This is a genomic window from Undibacterium sp. TC4M20W (genome assembly GCF_049340245.1).
Lineage (GTDB): Bacteria > Pseudomonadota > Gammaproteobacteria > Burkholderiales > Burkholderiaceae_D > Undibacterium.
This window is the reverse complement of sequence record NZ_JBMPPI010000006.1, coordinates 264425-278575: the sequence shown is the minus strand read 5'-3', so window position 1 is coordinate 278575 and position 14151 is coordinate 264425. Positions and strand designations below refer to the sequence as shown.

At 51.8% G+C, this 14151-nt stretch carries 19 protein-coding genes; 12 read left to right on the top strand and 7 right to left on the bottom strand.

Annotated elements, in window-relative coordinates; translation table 11 throughout:
- Positions 1-56 precede the first annotated feature (56 nt).
- Positions 57-236 carry a hypothetical protein gene (locus ACO0LL_RS10860; RefSeq protein ID WP_422950879.1) on the bottom strand — a complete coding sequence of 60 codons (180 nt, stop codon included), beginning with the start codon at positions 234-236 and terminating at the stop codon, positions 57-59.
- On the opposite strand from ACO0LL_RS10860, the gene ACO0LL_RS10855 reads away from it, so the two are divergent.
- Genes ACO0LL_RS10855 through ACO0LL_RS10840 form a run of 4 tightly spaced genes read left to right on the top strand, consistent with a single transcriptional unit; the run spans position 235 to position 4802 of the window.
- Entirely contained in the window at positions 235-969 is a 735-nt protein-coding gene (locus ACO0LL_RS10855) for a response regulator (protein WP_422950878.1), read from the top strand. The two genes, ACO0LL_RS10860 and ACO0LL_RS10855, sit on opposite strands and share 2 nt — an antisense overlap.
- Positions 966-2498, top strand: a complete 1533-nt coding sequence (locus tag ACO0LL_RS10850; protein WP_422950877.1) for a sensor histidine kinase N-terminal domain-containing protein — start codon at positions 966-968, stop codon at positions 2496-2498. Before ACO0LL_RS10855 ends, ACO0LL_RS10850 begins: the two co-directional genes overlap by 4 nt.
- On the top strand, positions 2495-2761 hold the full coding sequence (locus tag ACO0LL_RS10845; protein ID WP_422950876.1) for a DUF4212 domain-containing protein: 267 nt from the start codon (positions 2495-2497) through the stop codon (positions 2759-2761). The genes ACO0LL_RS10850 and ACO0LL_RS10845 overlap by 4 nt, the downstream gene beginning before the upstream one ends.
- Positions 2762-2765: 4 nt before the next feature.
- A complete protein-coding gene (locus ACO0LL_RS10840) occupies positions 2766-4802 on the top strand; it encodes a sodium:solute symporter family protein (RefSeq protein ID WP_422950875.1) in 2037 nt (678 codons plus the stop codon).
- A 187-nt stretch (positions 4803-4989) separates the two neighbouring features.
- Here the strand turns inward: ACO0LL_RS10840 and ACO0LL_RS10835 are convergent, their stop codons facing one another.
- Complete coding sequence (locus ACO0LL_RS10835) at positions 4990-5991, bottom strand: GlxA family transcriptional regulator (protein WP_422950874.1); 1002 nt, start codon at positions 5989-5991, stop codon at positions 4990-4992.
- 94 nt (positions 5992-6085) lie between these two features.
- On the opposite strand from ACO0LL_RS10835, the gene ACO0LL_RS10830 reads away from it, so the two are divergent.
- Complete coding sequence (locus ACO0LL_RS10830) at positions 6086-6697, top strand: LysE family translocator (protein WP_422950873.1); 612 nt, start codon at positions 6086-6088, stop codon at positions 6695-6697.
- A gap of 82 nt (positions 6698-6779) precedes the next feature.
- Here ACO0LL_RS10830 and ACO0LL_RS10825 read toward each other — a convergent pair whose 3' ends face one another.
- On the bottom strand, positions 6780-7877 hold the full coding sequence (locus ACO0LL_RS10825; RefSeq protein ID WP_422950872.1) for an MBL fold metallo-hydrolase: 1098 nt from the start codon (positions 7875-7877) through the stop codon (positions 6780-6782).
- Between the two features lie 226 nt (positions 7878-8103).
- Between ACO0LL_RS10825 and ACO0LL_RS10820 the strand changes: the two genes are divergently transcribed.
- The 5 genes from ACO0LL_RS10820 to ACO0LL_RS10800 all read left to right on the top strand — a co-directional run bounded on the left by ACO0LL_RS10820 (position 8104) and on the right by ACO0LL_RS10800 (position 10351).
- Positions 8104-8748 (top strand): TetR/AcrR family transcriptional regulator, encoded by a 645-nt coding sequence (locus tag ACO0LL_RS10820; RefSeq protein ID WP_422950871.1) that lies wholly within the window; start codon positions 8104-8106, stop codon positions 8746-8748.
- 21 nt (positions 8749-8769) lie between these two features.
- On the top strand, positions 8770-9168 hold the full coding sequence (locus tag ACO0LL_RS10815) for a hypothetical protein (protein WP_422950870.1): 399 nt from the start codon (positions 8770-8772) through the stop codon (positions 9166-9168).
- A gap of 112 nt (positions 9169-9280) precedes the next feature.
- A complete protein-coding gene (locus ACO0LL_RS10810; RefSeq protein WP_162060618.1) occupies positions 9281-9529 on the top strand; it encodes an AbrB/MazE/SpoVT family DNA-binding domain-containing protein in 249 nt (82 codons plus the stop codon).
- Positions 9529-9879, top strand: a complete 351-nt coding sequence (locus tag ACO0LL_RS10805) for a type II toxin-antitoxin system PemK/MazF family toxin (protein ID WP_422950869.1) — start codon at positions 9529-9531, stop codon at positions 9877-9879. The genes ACO0LL_RS10810 and ACO0LL_RS10805 overlap by 1 nt, the downstream gene beginning before the upstream one ends.
- Positions 9880-10084: 205 nt before the next feature.
- Positions 10085-10351 carry a hypothetical protein gene (locus tag ACO0LL_RS10800; protein ID WP_422950868.1) on the top strand — a complete coding sequence of 89 codons (267 nt, stop codon included), beginning with the start codon at positions 10085-10087 and terminating at the stop codon, positions 10349-10351.
- An 18-nt stretch (positions 10352-10369) separates the two neighbouring features.
- On the opposite strand, the gene ACO0LL_RS10795 is transcribed toward ACO0LL_RS10800, so the two are convergent.
- Entirely contained in the window at positions 10370-10825 is a 456-nt protein-coding gene (locus tag ACO0LL_RS10795) for a hypothetical protein (RefSeq protein WP_422950867.1), read from the bottom strand.
- A 78-nt stretch (positions 10826-10903) separates the two neighbouring features.
- Positions 10904-11419 carry a MarR family winged helix-turn-helix transcriptional regulator gene (locus ACO0LL_RS10790; RefSeq protein ID WP_422950866.1) on the bottom strand — a complete coding sequence of 172 codons (516 nt, stop codon included), beginning with the start codon at positions 11417-11419 and terminating at the stop codon, positions 10904-10906.
- Positions 11420-11623: 204 nt separating this feature from the next.
- On the opposite strand from ACO0LL_RS10790, the gene ACO0LL_RS10785 reads away from it, so the two are divergent.
- Together ACO0LL_RS10785 and ACO0LL_RS10780 are read left to right on the top strand one after the other, a co-directional pair.
- Complete coding sequence (locus ACO0LL_RS10785) at positions 11624-12505, top strand: EamA family transporter (RefSeq protein WP_422950865.1); 882 nt, start codon at positions 11624-11626, stop codon at positions 12503-12505.
- 36 nt (positions 12506-12541) lie between these two features.
- Positions 12542-13159 carry a nitroreductase family protein gene (locus tag ACO0LL_RS10780; protein WP_422950864.1) on the top strand — a complete coding sequence of 206 codons (618 nt, stop codon included), beginning with the start codon at positions 12542-12544 and terminating at the stop codon, positions 13157-13159.
- A gap of 14 nt (positions 13160-13173) precedes the next feature.
- On the opposite strand, the gene ACO0LL_RS10775 is transcribed toward ACO0LL_RS10780, so the two are convergent.
- Positions 13174-13893: an SDR family NAD(P)-dependent oxidoreductase gene (locus ACO0LL_RS10775; protein ID WP_422950863.1), complete on the bottom strand. Its 720-nt coding sequence runs from the start codon at positions 13891-13893 to the stop codon at positions 13174-13176.
- Positions 13884-14123, bottom strand: a complete 240-nt coding sequence (locus ACO0LL_RS10770) for a TIGR02450 family Trp-rich protein (protein WP_422950862.1) — start codon at positions 14121-14123, stop codon at positions 13884-13886. Before ACO0LL_RS10770 ends, ACO0LL_RS10775 begins: the two co-directional genes overlap by 10 nt.
- Positions 14124-14151: the final 28 nt, after the last annotated feature.

The window sequence follows — 14151 nt, the reverse complement described above, 5'->3', positions numbered from 1 at the left end:
TGGCTTTGATGTTGTCCACAACTGCTCCCCTGATGCCCTTCAACGACAAATCCTTGTCATGGCGCAAATATATCCCTGCGTAACTCCAGCAAAACCTGATATTGAGGTAAAGTTGATCCTGCACGCGGCGCAAATCTCAGCAACGTGACAAAATAGAAAGAGATGTCGCCGGGTAAAAATCCCTGCATGCTGACATCCGATAACAGAGACAAACCACCGTAAAACGAATTCATCATGCGTATTTTGCTAGCAGAAGACGACAGTGTACTGGCCGACGGTCTGACCCGCTCGCTCAGGCAATCCGGCTATGCCACTGATTGTGTCAATGATGGGGAGGCAGCAGATACTGCGCTGACTACCCAGGACTTTGATTTGCTGATCCTTGATTTAGGCTTGCCCAAGTTGAGCGGGCCAGAAGTCTTGCGCCGTTTGCGGGCGCGTAATTCGCGTTTGCCTGTGCTGATACTGACGGCTGCAGACTCTGTCGAACAAAGGGTCAAGGGTCTGGACCTCGGTGCCGATGATTACATGGCCAAACCCTTTGCCCTGTCTGAACTCGAAGCGCGCGTGCGTGCACTGACGCGGCGTGGTGCAGGTGGCGGGCCTACCGTCATCAAGCATGGGCCGCTGACTTATGACCAGGTCGGGCGTATTGCCTATATCCATGAGCAGATGCTGGACTTGTCAGCGCGTGAACTGGGTTTGCTGGAAGTGCTGTTGCAACGTACCGGGCGGCTGGTGTCCAAGGAACAACTGGTCGATCATCTATGCGAATGGGGTGAAGAAGTCAGTAACAATGCCATCGAAGTGTATGTGCACCGCCTGCGCAAGAAAATAGAGGTGGATGGTGTGCGTATTGCGACAGTGCGCGGTCTCGGTTATTGCCTGGAAAAATTCTTTGTCCCTGCCACTGCCCCGGCAACAAACTCTGCTACTGCGGCGCCTACCGCCAGCACTGAACAAAAATGAGTCAACAGCCAGGCAGGGATGACAGCGACGCAGCAGCGCCTGACAGCCTGGCTGGCAAGCAGCCCGAAGAAAAAACGCAACGTTCCCTGTTTGGCGAAATCCTTGACTGGATGCTGGCACCGCTCTTGCTGCTATGGCCGATGAGCATTGCCATCACCTACCTGGTGGCAAAATCCATCGCCAACCAGCCCTTTGACCGGGCGCTAGAAGACAATGTACTGGTATTGTCACAGCAGGTCAAAGAGATAGATGGCAAGGTCGTTACCCAGCTCAGCAACCCTGCAAGAGATATTTTGCGTGCAGATGATCTCGACAATATCTATTTTCAGATCAAGGTCAGCAAAGACCAGCTCATCGATGGTGACCGTGATCTTCCCGCTCCCATTGAAGAAGACAAACCGACCATAGGCACAGTCCAGTTCAGGAACGCCGTCTTGCGCGGCATAGATATACGCATTGCCTATAGTTATATCGACCTCAACAAGACAGGCAAACCCGGCCCGAATACAGACCCGCATTTAGCCTTGGTACAGGTCGCCGAGACACTGGAAAAACGCGCCTTGCTGGCCAATGAAATCATCAAGGGCGTAATCCTGCCGCAATTCATTATCCTGCCGATTGCTCTGGCACTGGTCTGGTTTGCCCTGAGCCGAGGCTTGTCACCTCTGGCAGAATTGCAGCAGCGCATACGCGCACGCAGGCCGGATGATCTCAGCCCCATCGATTCACGCCATGTGCCGGAAGAGATTACACCCCTCGTCAAATCACTCAATGAAATGCTGGAAAGGCTGGCGCAAACCATCGCTATCCAGAAGCGCTTTATCGCCGATGCAGCACACCAGATGAAAACCCCGCTGGCCGGTTTGCGCATGCAGTCAGAGCTGGCCCTGCGCCAGACCGACCAGCAAGAGATACATCAGTCACTGACACAACTGGCCACCAGTTCAGAAGCAGCCACGCGCCTGGTCAACCAGTTGCTGACACTGGCACGCGCAGAAAACCTGGCACCGGCCAATCAACCACGCGAACAGATAGACTTGAACATCCTGGCCCGCAATGTGGTGCAGGACTGGATACAGGCTTCATTCGCAAAAAAAATAGACCTGGGTTTTGAGCAGGATAAAAATTCCGTGCTGATCTTTGGCAGCCCGCTGATGTTGCGTGAAATGCTCAGCAACCTCATCGACAATGCATTGCGCTATACCCCGCAAGACCATAGTGTGACCGTACGGGTGCGTACCGACCATGAACAGGCACTGGCAGTACTGGAAGTGGAAGACAATGGCCGTGGCATACCGGTTGAAGAACGCGGGCACGTGTTCGAGCGTTTTTACCGCATCCTCGGCAGCAATGTGCAAGGTAGTGGCCTGGGCCTGGCTATCGTGCGCGAGATCGCCAGCCAGCACGAGGCCAGGATAGAAATACTCGATAATCCGCAACCGCAAGACCCGGCCTACCCAGGCTGCGTGTTCCGCATTTCTTTCCAGTTGAATCCTTACGATGAACTTGCCATGGAGGGCTTGTCATGAGTACAGCACCTGAGCAGGCTGGCAGTGTCAGCAAACAATACTGGCGGCATACCCGGCGACTGACCGTGGCCCTGATGGCTTGCTGGGCTGTGCTGTGCTTTTGTGTACTGTTCTTTGCGCGTGAATTGTCCAGCGTGGTTTTCTTTGGCTGGCCGTTTTCTTTCTACATGGCGGCGCAAGGCCTGACGCTGAGCTTTGTGCTGATACTGGCTATCTATTCACTCAGCATGGGCTGGATAGGCCGCAGGCAAAAAGGAAGCTGATCACATGGGGCAAAAAACCTTCACACAAAGATTGACGGTGTATTACCTGTGGTACACGCTGCTGTTTTTCATCTTCCTGATCAGTCTGGCCATACTCGAAAAAGAAGGCGTGCCGCGCGCCTGGATAGGTTATCTGTTCATGTTTGCCACTATTGTGCTGTATGCAGGCATAGGCGTAGTCAGCCGTACGGCTGACATCAGCGAATATTATGTCGCCGGGCGGCGCGTGCCTGCGGTTTTCAATGGCATGGCAACGGCGGCAGACTGGATGTCTGCCGCGAGTTTTTTGAGCCTGGCTGGCGGCCTGTATTTGCAGGGCTTTGATGGCCTTGCCTACATCATAGGCTGGACTGGCGGTTTTTGTCTGGTGGCGATGCTGATCGCGCCTTACCTGCGCAAGTTTGGTCAATACACGATCCCTGATTTTCTAGGTGCACGCTTTGCCGGTAACCCGGAAAACAATATGGTCAGGATACTGGCTGTGATTGCCACGGTATTCATTTCCTTCATCTACGTGGTCGCGCAAATTTATGGTGTGGGCCTGATAACATCACGCTTTACCGGTGTGGATTTTTCTGTCGGCATCTTCCTCGGCCTGGCCAGCATACTGGTTTGTTCTTTCCTGGGTGGCATGCGTGCCGTAACCTGGACCCAGGTTGCGCAATACATCATCATCATTATCGCCTTCCTGATCCCGGTTGCCTGGCTGTCAGTCAAACACACCAATAACCCGGTCGCGCCGCTCTCGTACGGGGCGGTGCTGCCTGAGCTGGTCAACAAGGAAAAAATCTTTGAATCAGATCCAAGGGAAAAAGAAGTCAGGGCTATTTACCACCAGCGTGCCGACGAGCTGCAAAAGAAAATTCAACAATTGCCGCAATCATGGGAAGATGGCCGTTTTGAATTGCAGCACAAACTCGAAGAATTAAAATCAGGCAATGCCTCGCTGCTGGATATCAAAGCCGCCAGCCGGGTGTTGGCGAATTATCCCAAAACGCCGCAAGAGGCACAAAACCGCTGGAACGACATACGCAATAACTACCTGAGTAAATCGCAACCCGGCTTCTCCAAATATACTCCCTACGCTGCCAAAGACCAGAAAGAGTCTGACAGCAAACGCAATAATTTCATGGCACTGGTACTGTGCCTGATGATGGGTACTGCTGCGCTGCCCCATGTGCTGGTGCGGTACTACACCACGCCCTCGGTCAAGGAAAGCCGCGATTCAGTATTCTGGTCACTGTTCTTTATCATGCTGCTGTACATCACGATACCGGCACTGGCGATACTGGTTAAATACGATATCTATAATTCCCTGGTCGGCACAGAATTTTCCAAGCTACCTGCCTGGGTCACTTACTGGGCCAATATAGACCGCAATAATCCTCTGGTAAATATCACCGACATCAACCATGACGGCATAGTCCAGTTGGCCGAAATCGTACTTGATGGTGACATCGTCGTGCTGGCCACACCCGAGATTGCCGGCCTGCCGTATGTGGTATCTGCGCTGGTGGCAGCTGGAGGCCTGGCAGCTGCACTCTCTACTGCGGATGGCTTGCTGTTGACGATATCGAATTCCCTGTCGCACGACATTTATTACAAAATCATAGACCCGCAAGCCTCAACACAAAAGCGGGTGACGATATCCAAGCTGCTGTTACTGGTGGTGGCATTGGTGGCAGCCTATGTGGCTTCGCTCAAGCCTGCTGATATTCTGTCACTGGTAGGTGCGGCATTTTCAGTGGCTGCATCAGCACTATTCCCCTGCCTGGTATTGGGCATATTCTGGAAGCGTGCGAACCGCCAGGGTGCCATTTGCGGCATCATTGCCGGCTTTGTAGTCTGCGTGTTTTATATGCTGTACACCCACCCTATATTTGGTGGCAGTCCGGCGAATCAGTGGTTCAGCATTGCGCCTATATCGGCAGGTGTATTCGGTGTGCCGGCTGGTTTCATCACCATGATGGCAGTGAGTTTTTTCACGCCCAGGCCGGATCAGAAGACGCTGGATCTCGTCGATTTTATACGGCAGCCTTGAGGACAGGAAATGTCTGGCATTGGTAAAAAAGTAGATGTCGTAGGGCGCATTGTAATGCGCCGCATGTAAACGGCGCGCACGGCACAGATTATTTCCCGAGTATGCAACGTCATGCGGCGCATTGCAATGCGCCCTACGTCACGGTATTTCTGGGCATGTGTATGTTGATCACAGTACAGATGTGCAGCTATAAGTCTGACGGCATACCCGGTGATGCTTTTCGACATTGCGCAGGCGACATGCCAAAACGCTTGCGGAATATCTTTCCCAGATAACTGACATCGGCTATGCCTGCTTCATCTGCGATGACAGCAATACTGTGGGCAGAATTGAGCAAGCGCCATTGCACATGTTGCAGGCGCAGCTCATTCCAGTAATTCTTTGCCGTCATGCCATGCTCAGACAAAAACTGGCGATCCAGCTGCCGCCTGCTGATGCCGACCATGCCCGCAAGTTCATCGATGGTCTTGCTGGTACTGAGCAGGCTGCGCATCAAGGCAATAGCACGACCTGTATGGCGGCTCGTTGCAGCTTCTATATCAAGTGAGCGCAACTCATGACTGCTGCTGCGTGCCTCATCAACCAGCATGTCGGCCAGGCCCTTCAGCGCACGGCTGCGGCCACAGGCACGCGCAAGCATTTCTATCGCCAGGTCTATCGCTGCCATGCCACCGGCACATGAAATGCGCTCGCCATCAAAACAATACATCTGCCCGCTGACGACTTCTATGCGTGGGAATGAGGCACGGAATTCAGCTTCATGCCGCCAGTGCAGCGCAACTTTATGCCCAGTCAGCAAACCACAGGCGGCCAGCAGGAAGCAGGCATTATCAATACAGACCAGCTTTACGCCGTGCCCTACCGCTTTACGCAGGATGTTTTTGTAGCGTGGTGCGAGCGCCTGTGTCGCCTGCGCGTTCCTGCCACCAAAAACTACCAGGTAATCAAAGTCTGCATAATTAATTTCTGCCGTGGTGGTCTGAACTTGTATGGCTATGCCACTGCTGGATTTGATACTGCCAGTTTCCAGTCCGAGGATTCGCCAGGTGCAATAACGCTGGCGGCTGTAGTCGGCCTCATCTGCGGTAAAACGCAGCTTATCCAAAAATCCTCCAAACGGCAGCATCGCAAATTCTGGCAAAGGCATGATCAGCAGGCGTATGTCTGCCACAGTCGTTTCAGTACGCATAGCCCATGTCCATAATTTACCTCAATAAGTCCAGATAATACCATTTATAAAACATGATCCTGTTTACACTGATTGCATAGAAACGGGAGAAAACATGGCATTGAGCATCTGGATTATTTACGCCATCACAGTACTGGGACTGTCGCTGACACCTGGCCCAAATGGCTTGCTTGCAATGACACATGGCGCGATGTATGGCGCAAGAAAAGCCTTGTGGACCATCACTGGCGGCGTGGTGGGTTTTACTGCCCTGATTGCCTTGTCCATGTTTGGGCTCGGCGCCTTGTTACAGGCATCTTCACATGCCCTGCTGGTGCTCAAGATAGGCGGCGGGCTTTATCTGGTCTGGCTGGGCATACAGTTATGGCGCGCACCCGCCCTGCATCTCTCGCTGAAAGACAACAAGGGCAGTGCGCACGGATACATTCTGTTCCGCACCGGCTTGCTGACCGCCATTGCGAATCCAAAAGTGATCCTGTTCTATGGCGCTTTCTTGCCGCAGTTTATTGATCTACAGCGCTCTTTGCTGACGCAATTCCTGATCATGACGGTGACATTTGCGGGCATGGAATTTGTGGTCGAATGCCTGCTGGCCAGATTGGCCCACCAGCTACGCCCCTGGCTGGAGCGAGGCGAGAAACTTTTTAACCGATCGTGCGGGACTTTGTTTGTGCTGGCTGGCGCTGCCTTACCCATAATCAAGTAAGGCCAGATTTTTGATTAAAAAAACCCGGCCTGCCTTGTAGCCATATTCTGTGTAGATGTATCTGTATAAGCGTATCTGGTAATCAATCAGCCAGCACAGACTGCAAAGACACAGGCTTGCTGGCCTGCGCCATGGGGAACAACCACCAGCGCATGCCGGTTTGTGGTTCAGCGATATCGACTTCTTCACCCATCTGCGGCGTACTGATACGCACATTATGCTGCTTGGCCAGCGCGACAATGCGCTCGAACGGCTCAAACCAGCTATGCAGTGATAAATCAAAAGTGCCGTTATGGATGGGCAGCATGGTTTTGCCACGCAAATCAATATGAGCCTGCAGCGATTGTTCAGGCTGCATGTGGACATCAGGCCACATCTTGTTATAGGCACCGGTTTCTATCATGGTCAGGTCAAACGGGCCGTATTTGTCGCCTATCTCTTTGAAGCCCTTGAAGTAGCCGGTGTCGCCACTGAAAAATATTTTCAGTTCAGGCGTGAGTATGCTCCATGATGCCCACAGAGTCTGGTCACGGTCATGCAAACCACGGCCAGAAAAATGCTGGGCAGGTGTGGCGACAAACTGCGTGCCATTGATCCAGGTGCTTTGCCACCAGCCAAGTTGCTGAATTTTGTCGGCAGCTATACCCCATTTGATGAGACGGTCACCAACACCTGTCGGCGTCAGGATGTGCTCGGTCTTTTTCGCCAGTTGCAAAATAGCGGCATAATCAAGGTGATCATAATGATCATGCGACAGGATGATACCCTTGATAGGCGGCAGGTCTGCAATGCTGATTGGTGGCTGGTGAAAACGTTTTGGGCCCATCCACTGGAAGGGCGATGCACGCTCAGAAAACACAGGATCAGTCAGCCAGAATTCGCCTTGCAACTTCATCAGCATGGTTGAATGGCCGAGGCGATAGAGGCTATTGTCTGGCGCGGCCAGCAACTGCTCTTGAGTCAGCTCAAACACGGGAATGCTGCCACCCGGTACAGTGTCTTTGGGCTTGTCAAAGAAAAATTTCCACATGATTTTGAGATTGCCCCACAAGCCGGGTTCGCGCATCTCTTTGTCATTGACAAAACCGCCTGTAGTAGCGGGAGCCGGTGTTGCAGGCGTAATTGCAGAAGCAACGACGGGTAAATTCTGGGCATTGCTGGGGTAAGAAACATAAGCCATGATGATCAACACTCCTGTCATGAAGAGACTGAATACAAACCGCGAAATTCGGGGCATAAATGATTGCGCCTGGCAACTGCACAAAACTACACAAGAAAAATACTGCGTCGAATATTTACACTACACAGTGTAGTTTCTAAATCTGAAAAAGTAAACTACTTAGTGTAAAATTCTTTTATCGCAGCCAGACAGGCTCAACCAGCACATCAGATAATAAAATTTCAAAATGTCAGAACCCGTACGCCAGACCGACCGCAAGCGCGAAGCAATATTGCAGGCAGCCATCCATGAATTTCGCCTCAATGGCTTCGATGCAACCAGCATGGACAAGATCGCCGCCACGGCCATCGTCTCCAAACGCACGGTGTACAACCACTTCCCTAGTAAAGACGATTTGTTCGCCGCAATATTGTTAAAATTGTGGCAAAGCGCTGTTTCTCAGGATGATTTTCGCTATCAAGCCGATAAAAACCTGCGAGAACAGCTGGAAACTTTCCTTGGCAACAAGATGCGCCTGATGAGCGACACCAATTTCATCGACCTGGTACGCGTCGCCGTGGCCGCCACCATCCACACCCCGGACCGCGCCCGCGACATGGTAGAGCGCATGAGCAAGCGCGAAGAAGGCATCGTCGCCTGGATCAGGGCGGCACAGGCAGATGGCAAGTTAAAAGCTGGCGATCCCTATTTCATGGGCGACATGCTGCAAGGCCAACTGAAGTCCCTGGCCTTCTGGCCACAGGTCGCGATGGGGCAGCCTATGCTGGAAGAGCAGCAGCAAAAGGTGTTGATAGAACTGACGGCGGGAATGTTTTTGGGATTTTACGGGGTGGTGCCTGCAACAGCGGTAGGTGCAATTAGCGTAGCGTAATCGGACGCATCGAAAAAATATATGAAACTGATCTTCTTTATATTTGCGGCCCTACTGACGCCGCTAACAAGCTCTGCTGCTTGCTCTGGCGAAGTTTCAGGTAAGAGCCACAATGTAGCTATCGAAATTTCTGACAGAGGCTGCGAATACAGTAGCGCTCATATATTTTTCGGTAAGAAAAATGGCGAAGAAGGGCATTTTCCAGTTGAGGAAGAATGTACGGGTGACGGAGACCAGTTCTCGTGTAAAGCAAACGGCCGCACACCTCTTGCAGGAAAAACCTACAGACTTCAAAAACATGGGCGCGATGCTTGCGACGCAACGGGGAAAACTCCAGGCGAAAGATTCAAGTGTATTAAGGGCTGCACAAAAACTGGTGATGCCCCTATGTACTTGTACATCACGCCCTACGAATGTTAATCAGCAACATGCGTAATCGGACGCATGCCAAGCGCATACATTCAAAATTATCCTACTTGCGTATAACAAAAAGTCCTACTAAAATAAAACTGATGCATTATCAGGAGGCATTATGCTGCAAACATTACGACGTGCCGGTGGCTCACTGGTGATGACGGTTCCCAAAGCGTTTATAGAACAAAACCAATTGCAGGAAGGCTCCCAAGTAGAGCTTTCGCTGGAAGGGGCACGCATGACTGTCAATGCACCAAGCAAGCGTCGTTACAAGCTCGAAGAGCTGCTGGCAGAAATGCCAGGCGGGGAACTGCCAAAAGTAGAAGGCTGGGATGAAATGCCTCCCGCCGGATTGGAAGTCCTCTGATGGCGGCATACGTCCCGGCTCGTGGTGATATCGTCCATTTACAATTTGACCCGGCATCCGGTCATGAAATGAAAGGCAGGCATTTTGGTCTGGTGATCAGCCAAAAAGCTTTCAATCAACGCGGTCTGGCGATGATCTGCCCCATTTCCCAAGGTGCTGCAGATGCTGCCAGGACACACGGGATGATCGTTACTCTGATGGGATTGGGACTTGATACCCAGGGTGCAGTCCATTGTCATCAAATGAAATCACTGGACTGGAAAATACGTCAGGCCAAATTTAAAGAAAAAGTGCCACTGGCCATCGTTGATGATGTGGCTGCGCGTGTTGAGGCGATTATTTTTGAGTAAAAGCTATGGTACTGCTGAAATTGACCTGACAATTGCCGCCTTTCAAATCAGGTAACTGTCAAATCAGAGCACAACTACAACAAATATCAGCTTCACTCATTCTCTGAACAAGCAAATGAAAATTCAATACAAGCTTCTGCCACTTTTATTTTTTTCCCTTTGCCTGAGTGCATGCCATTCCTTGCTCAGAGTGTCAGGCAAGGTCGTGGATGAAGAAGGCAAGGCTATCAGCAAAGCCTCTGTTTTCATTATTTATGGGAACTGGGTGAGTGAATCGACCACGCGTGAGGACGGTACATTTTCCAACGCGCAGGTGCATGGCGGGACTGAGAATCTGCAACTGCTGGTTTCCAAAGAAGGCAAGCAACTTTATTTGGAAACGCTAGATTACCACACATCCCCTGTCAGCAAGACCATAGTCCTGAAAAAAGGAACGCAGTCAGAATTGCAAACACCAGAGCATCATTCATAGACTTCTAATTCAGAAACATCAAACAACTTGATGGTTCAAATTCCCGTATGCATCTGCCAATTTCTGCCAGCTCTCATCGCTAAAGCTTTCGCGTCCAACAATAATAAATTTTCTTTTGCCATTCTTTTCCCACACGCAGGTAAAAGTATCGTCATTAAAATTTTTTTGCTTAAGAGACTGGAAATCAATCGTATCAACGATCTCACCACCTTTCATGACTGTAAGTTCACTTGGAGTGAAGATCAATTGATCACCCCATCTATTACGTCCAGAAAACTGCCATGGCATTGCGATGCATAAGGCTACAATCAGGCAAGCTGGCAGTACCCATGATTTATAAAAGTAGATATTCATGAGTATGACTCCGACTACAAGCCATAAAGGCATGGATTTTCTCAAACCACGAAAAAATGCCCCTTGCTGCTGGTCTTTCAGTATATGTATTTCTGTCATAATTTTTGGTGATGCTTGCATTGAAATGGATTGCAATCATAAGCTAAAAAACCAGAGAACTCTGCTTTCTTGCTTGCTGATTTGGGGCCTGAACAGTGTTTAGATATCCTCTCCACTCTTCTCCAACACCGCCAGCATCGCCCTCAACCCCTCATTCAAACGCTTCAAATCCGCAGCATTTAAACCAACCATGATGCGTCTCTCGTTCTCTACATGAGCAACCAGCGCACGATCTACCAGGTCTTTGCCGGTATCTGTCAATTGCACCAGCATGCTGCGGGCGTCGCCGGGGTTTTGCAGGCGTAGTATCCAGCCGCTGGCTTCGAGTTTTTGCAGTCTGTGGGTCATGGTGCCGGAGGTGACCATGAGTTTGGAGAACAGGTCGGTCGGGCTCATGCAGAAAGTGGCGCTGGAGCGACGCAGCGTCGCCAGCATATCGAATTCCCAGGCGCTCATGCCGAAGTTATTGAAGGTGCTCTCAAGCGCGCGGCTCAGCAGGTCACTGCAACGGCGCAGGCGGCCTATGTTTTCCATGGGGCTGCAATCAAGGTCTGGTCTGGCATTGCGCCATTGTTCCAAAATTTTATCGACTGCATCCATCTTCTTTTCCGCCATCTTGCTCCCCTGATTATTCATTCGCGCATCAATTATTCGTTTGCGTATAGGTCGTCATTATATGGGCAGCCCTATGGTGATTCACGTATTTACGCTCTTTAACCTCCTACAGCGACCTCAAAGACCACACAAGGCATGTGCATTTATCTTGATATCAAGATAGTTTGTGATAAGATGAATTTATCTTGAACTCAAGACATTATCATGAAAACTGCAAATGCATCTTCACGTCTGGGCTTTTGGCTCGATACCTTGCTGACTGCCCTTGCCCCTGCCATCTGGGGCTCGACGTATATCGTTACCACTCAATTCCTGCCGCCAGACCGGCCGTTTACTGCCGCCCTGCTGCGCTGCTTGCCTAGCGGGATTTTGCTGGTGCTGTTTTGCAAGCGCCTGCCCTTGTCGCGTGAATGGGGACGTTTGCTGGTGCTGGCTGCGCTGAACATAGGCTTTTTCCAGGCGCTGCTGTTCATTGCAGCTTACCGCCTGCCGGGTGGCATGGCTGCCGTGATTGGCTCCATACAACCTCTGTTGATCATGGCGATGGCCTGGCTGCTGGACAGGCGCAGGCCAGCCGCGTTGGCGATCACGGCCAGTGTCTGTGCCGTATTGGGGATGGCGGCGCTATTGCTATCAGCCACGGCTGTCATGGATGCCGTGGGCCTGGCGGCCGCTGCGGCCGGGGCGATCTGCATGGCGGGCGGCACTTATCTGTCGCGGCGCTGGCAAAGCAGTTTGCCGGTATTGGCTTTCACTGGCTGGCAGCTCTTGCTGGGCGGTTTGATCCTGCTGCCTTTGAGCCTGCTGGTGGATGCGCCGCTGCCGGCACTGAACCTGACGCAGATACTGGGCTATGCCTATCTGTCCATCATCGGTGCTTTGCTGGCCTATAGCCTGTGGTTCCGCGGCATAGCGCGTTTGTCACCGGTTGCTGTGTCTTCACTGGGTTTGTTAAGCCCTATCACTGCCGTCATCCTGGGTTGGGTTGTGCTTGATCAAAGCATGCGGGGTATGTCACTGGCGGGTTTATTGATCGTTCTGGCCAGCGTCATCGTCATGCAAAAAAGCATGCGTAGCCAGGCCTGAATTTTTATCGCTCTCATCTTTATCAAGGAAAACAAAATGCACGCTTCCATACAAGAAATTATTGAGTCCCGCGTTTCTGCGAATAACTATGACAGCAGCCGCAAACTCAGCAATAGCGAAATCAGCGAACTGGTGCGCCTTGCGACGCTGGCACCGTCTGCCTATAATTTTCAGAACTGGAAATTCGTGGCGGTTGTCAGCGACGAGGCTAAACAGCGCTTGCAGGCAGCAGCTTTTAATCAGCAAAAGATCAGCGATGCTGCGGTGACTTTCATCATCTGCGGCACCTTGAATGCCCACGCGCAACTGGAACCCGCCTTGCGCCCTGCTGTTGCAGCCGGGATCATTGACGACAAGATGTTGACAACATGGGTAGGCATGGCAGAACAAAGCCATACCAATAACGCGGTGCTGCAAAGGGATGAAGCCCTGCGCTCAGCCTCGCTGGCGGCGATGACCCTGATGCTGGCCGCGCAAGGCATGGGCCTGGCATCTTGCGCCTTGAGTGGTTTTGATGCAGATGCGGTGGCGCGTGAGTTTGATCTGCACGCCACAGAAATCCCGGTCATGCTGGTGACTGTAGGTCATGCCGCCGCAGGCAACTGGCCGCAAAAACCACGCAAGCAAGTGCATGAAGTGATGCAACTGGTCTGAGTATCTGTTGATAATCACCAGGGTAACGTCTCACCTGCATAAGTATAAAACTCACCCGATTGTGCAGGCTGCATGCTGTTGATCACCGCCAGCATTTCACTGGCTGCCTGCGCTACCGGGCGGCCTATGCTGGCACCGCGAAAGGGTTGTGACAAGGCGGTGTTGACCGTGCCGGGGTGCAAGGCAAATAAGACTGCATCGGGATGGGTGCGTTTGAGTTCTATGGCGGCGGTCTTGATCATCATGTTCAGTGCCGCCTTGGATGCGCGATAGCTATACCAGCCGCCAAGGTGATTATCTTCTATGCTGCCGACCTTGGCAGATAGCATGGCCATGACCGCTCTTTGCTTGTCGAGCAGAGGGGCAAAGTGACGAAGGAGCAAGGCCGGACCAAAGGTGTTGACGAGAAAAGTCGCCTGCATTTGTGCATACTGCAAATCGGCCAGTTTTTTCTCTGGCATGAAGTCAGCAGTATGCAATACACCAGTCGCATTGATGATCAGATGAAAAGGGCCACGCTCTTTCATCGCAGTAGCGGCTCGCGCGATGATGTCTTCACTGGCGAAGTCCAGTGGCGGCTGGCTTTGGCGATGCAGACTTACAACCAAACTACAATGTTCCTGCGCGGCCAATAGCTCTACAAATGCCGCACCTATGCCGCCAGATGCGCCAATCACAAGTGCTCTGAAGCCCTGCGGGAAGGAGCTTAGCAGGCTATCCGCCATCATAGCCATCCTTGCTTCCACATTGCCGTGTCAGCCAGTTCCCGCCAGGCGACCTTGCGCCTGGCCTTGGTATAGACGGCTTCAAGCTCAACAAATTCTACCTGGGCATTCATGACAAGCTGCCCTTCTTGTTGCTCAGGCAAATAGACTTTACTGACCAGAAAATGCTTTTGTTTGGCAACGACTTCTACCGCAGTCCATTTGGAAAGCATGAGCTTGTTTGGCTGTATGGGATTCATTTTCTGGCTTTCAAATGGTGCTATATCT

Bases quoted from the DNA above. Each gene is read 5' to 3' on its own strand.
- ACO0LL_RS10785 (WP_422950865.1), top strand. From the start codon at position 11,624: ATGAAAACTGCAAATGCATCTTCACGTCTGGGCTTTTGGCTCGATACC.
- ACO0LL_RS10850 (WP_422950877.1), top strand. From the start codon at position 966: ATGAGTCAACAGCCAGGCAGGGATGACAGCGACGCAGCAGCGCCTGAC.
- ACO0LL_RS10805 (WP_422950869.1), top strand. From the start codon at position 9,529: ATGGCGGCATACGTCCCGGCTCGTGGTGATATCGTCCATTTACAATTT.
- ACO0LL_RS10775 (WP_422950863.1), bottom strand. From the start codon at position 13,893: ATGGCTATGATGGCGGATAGCCTGCTAAGCTCCTTCCCGCAGGGCTTC.
- ACO0LL_RS10780 (WP_422950864.1), top strand. From the start codon at position 12,542: ATGCACGCTTCCATACAAGAAATTATTGAGTCCCGCGTTTCTGCGAAT.
- ACO0LL_RS10825 (WP_422950872.1), bottom strand. From the start codon at position 7,877: ATGGCTTATGTTTCTTACCCCAGCAATGCCCAGAATTTACCCGTCGTT.
- ACO0LL_RS10795 (WP_422950867.1), bottom strand. From the start codon at position 10,825: ATGCAAGCATCACCAAAAATTATGACAGAAATACATATACTGAAAGAC.
- ACO0LL_RS10835 (WP_422950874.1), bottom strand. From the start codon at position 5,991: ATGCGTACTGAAACGACTGTGGCAGACATACGCCTGCTGATCATGCCT.
- ACO0LL_RS10820 (WP_422950871.1), top strand. From the start codon at position 8,104: ATGTCAGAACCCGTACGCCAGACCGACCGCAAGCGCGAAGCAATATTG.
- ACO0LL_RS10770 (WP_422950862.1), bottom strand. From the start codon at position 14,123: ATGAATCCCATACAGCCAAACAAGCTCATGCTTTCCAAATGGACTGCG.
- ACO0LL_RS10810 (WP_162060618.1), top strand. From the start codon at position 9,281: ATGCTGCAAACATTACGACGTGCCGGTGGCTCACTGGTGATGACGGTT.
- ACO0LL_RS10860 (WP_422950879.1), bottom strand. From the start codon at position 236: ATGATGAATTCGTTTTACGGTGGTTTGTCTCTGTTATCGGATGTCAGC.
- ACO0LL_RS10855 (WP_422950878.1), top strand. From the start codon at position 235: ATGCGTATTTTGCTAGCAGAAGACGACAGTGTACTGGCCGACGGTCTG.
- ACO0LL_RS10815 (WP_422950870.1), top strand. From the start codon at position 8,770: ATGAAACTGATCTTCTTTATATTTGCGGCCCTACTGACGCCGCTAACA.
- ACO0LL_RS10790 (WP_422950866.1), bottom strand. From the start codon at position 11,419: ATGGCGGAAAAGAAGATGGATGCAGTCGATAAAATTTTGGAACAATGG.
- ACO0LL_RS10830 (WP_422950873.1), top strand. From the start codon at position 6,086: ATGGCATTGAGCATCTGGATTATTTACGCCATCACAGTACTGGGACTG.
- ACO0LL_RS10845 (WP_422950876.1), top strand. From the start codon at position 2,495: ATGAGTACAGCACCTGAGCAGGCTGGCAGTGTCAGCAAACAATACTGG.
- ACO0LL_RS10840 (WP_422950875.1), top strand. From the start codon at position 2,766: ATGGGGCAAAAAACCTTCACACAAAGATTGACGGTGTATTACCTGTGG.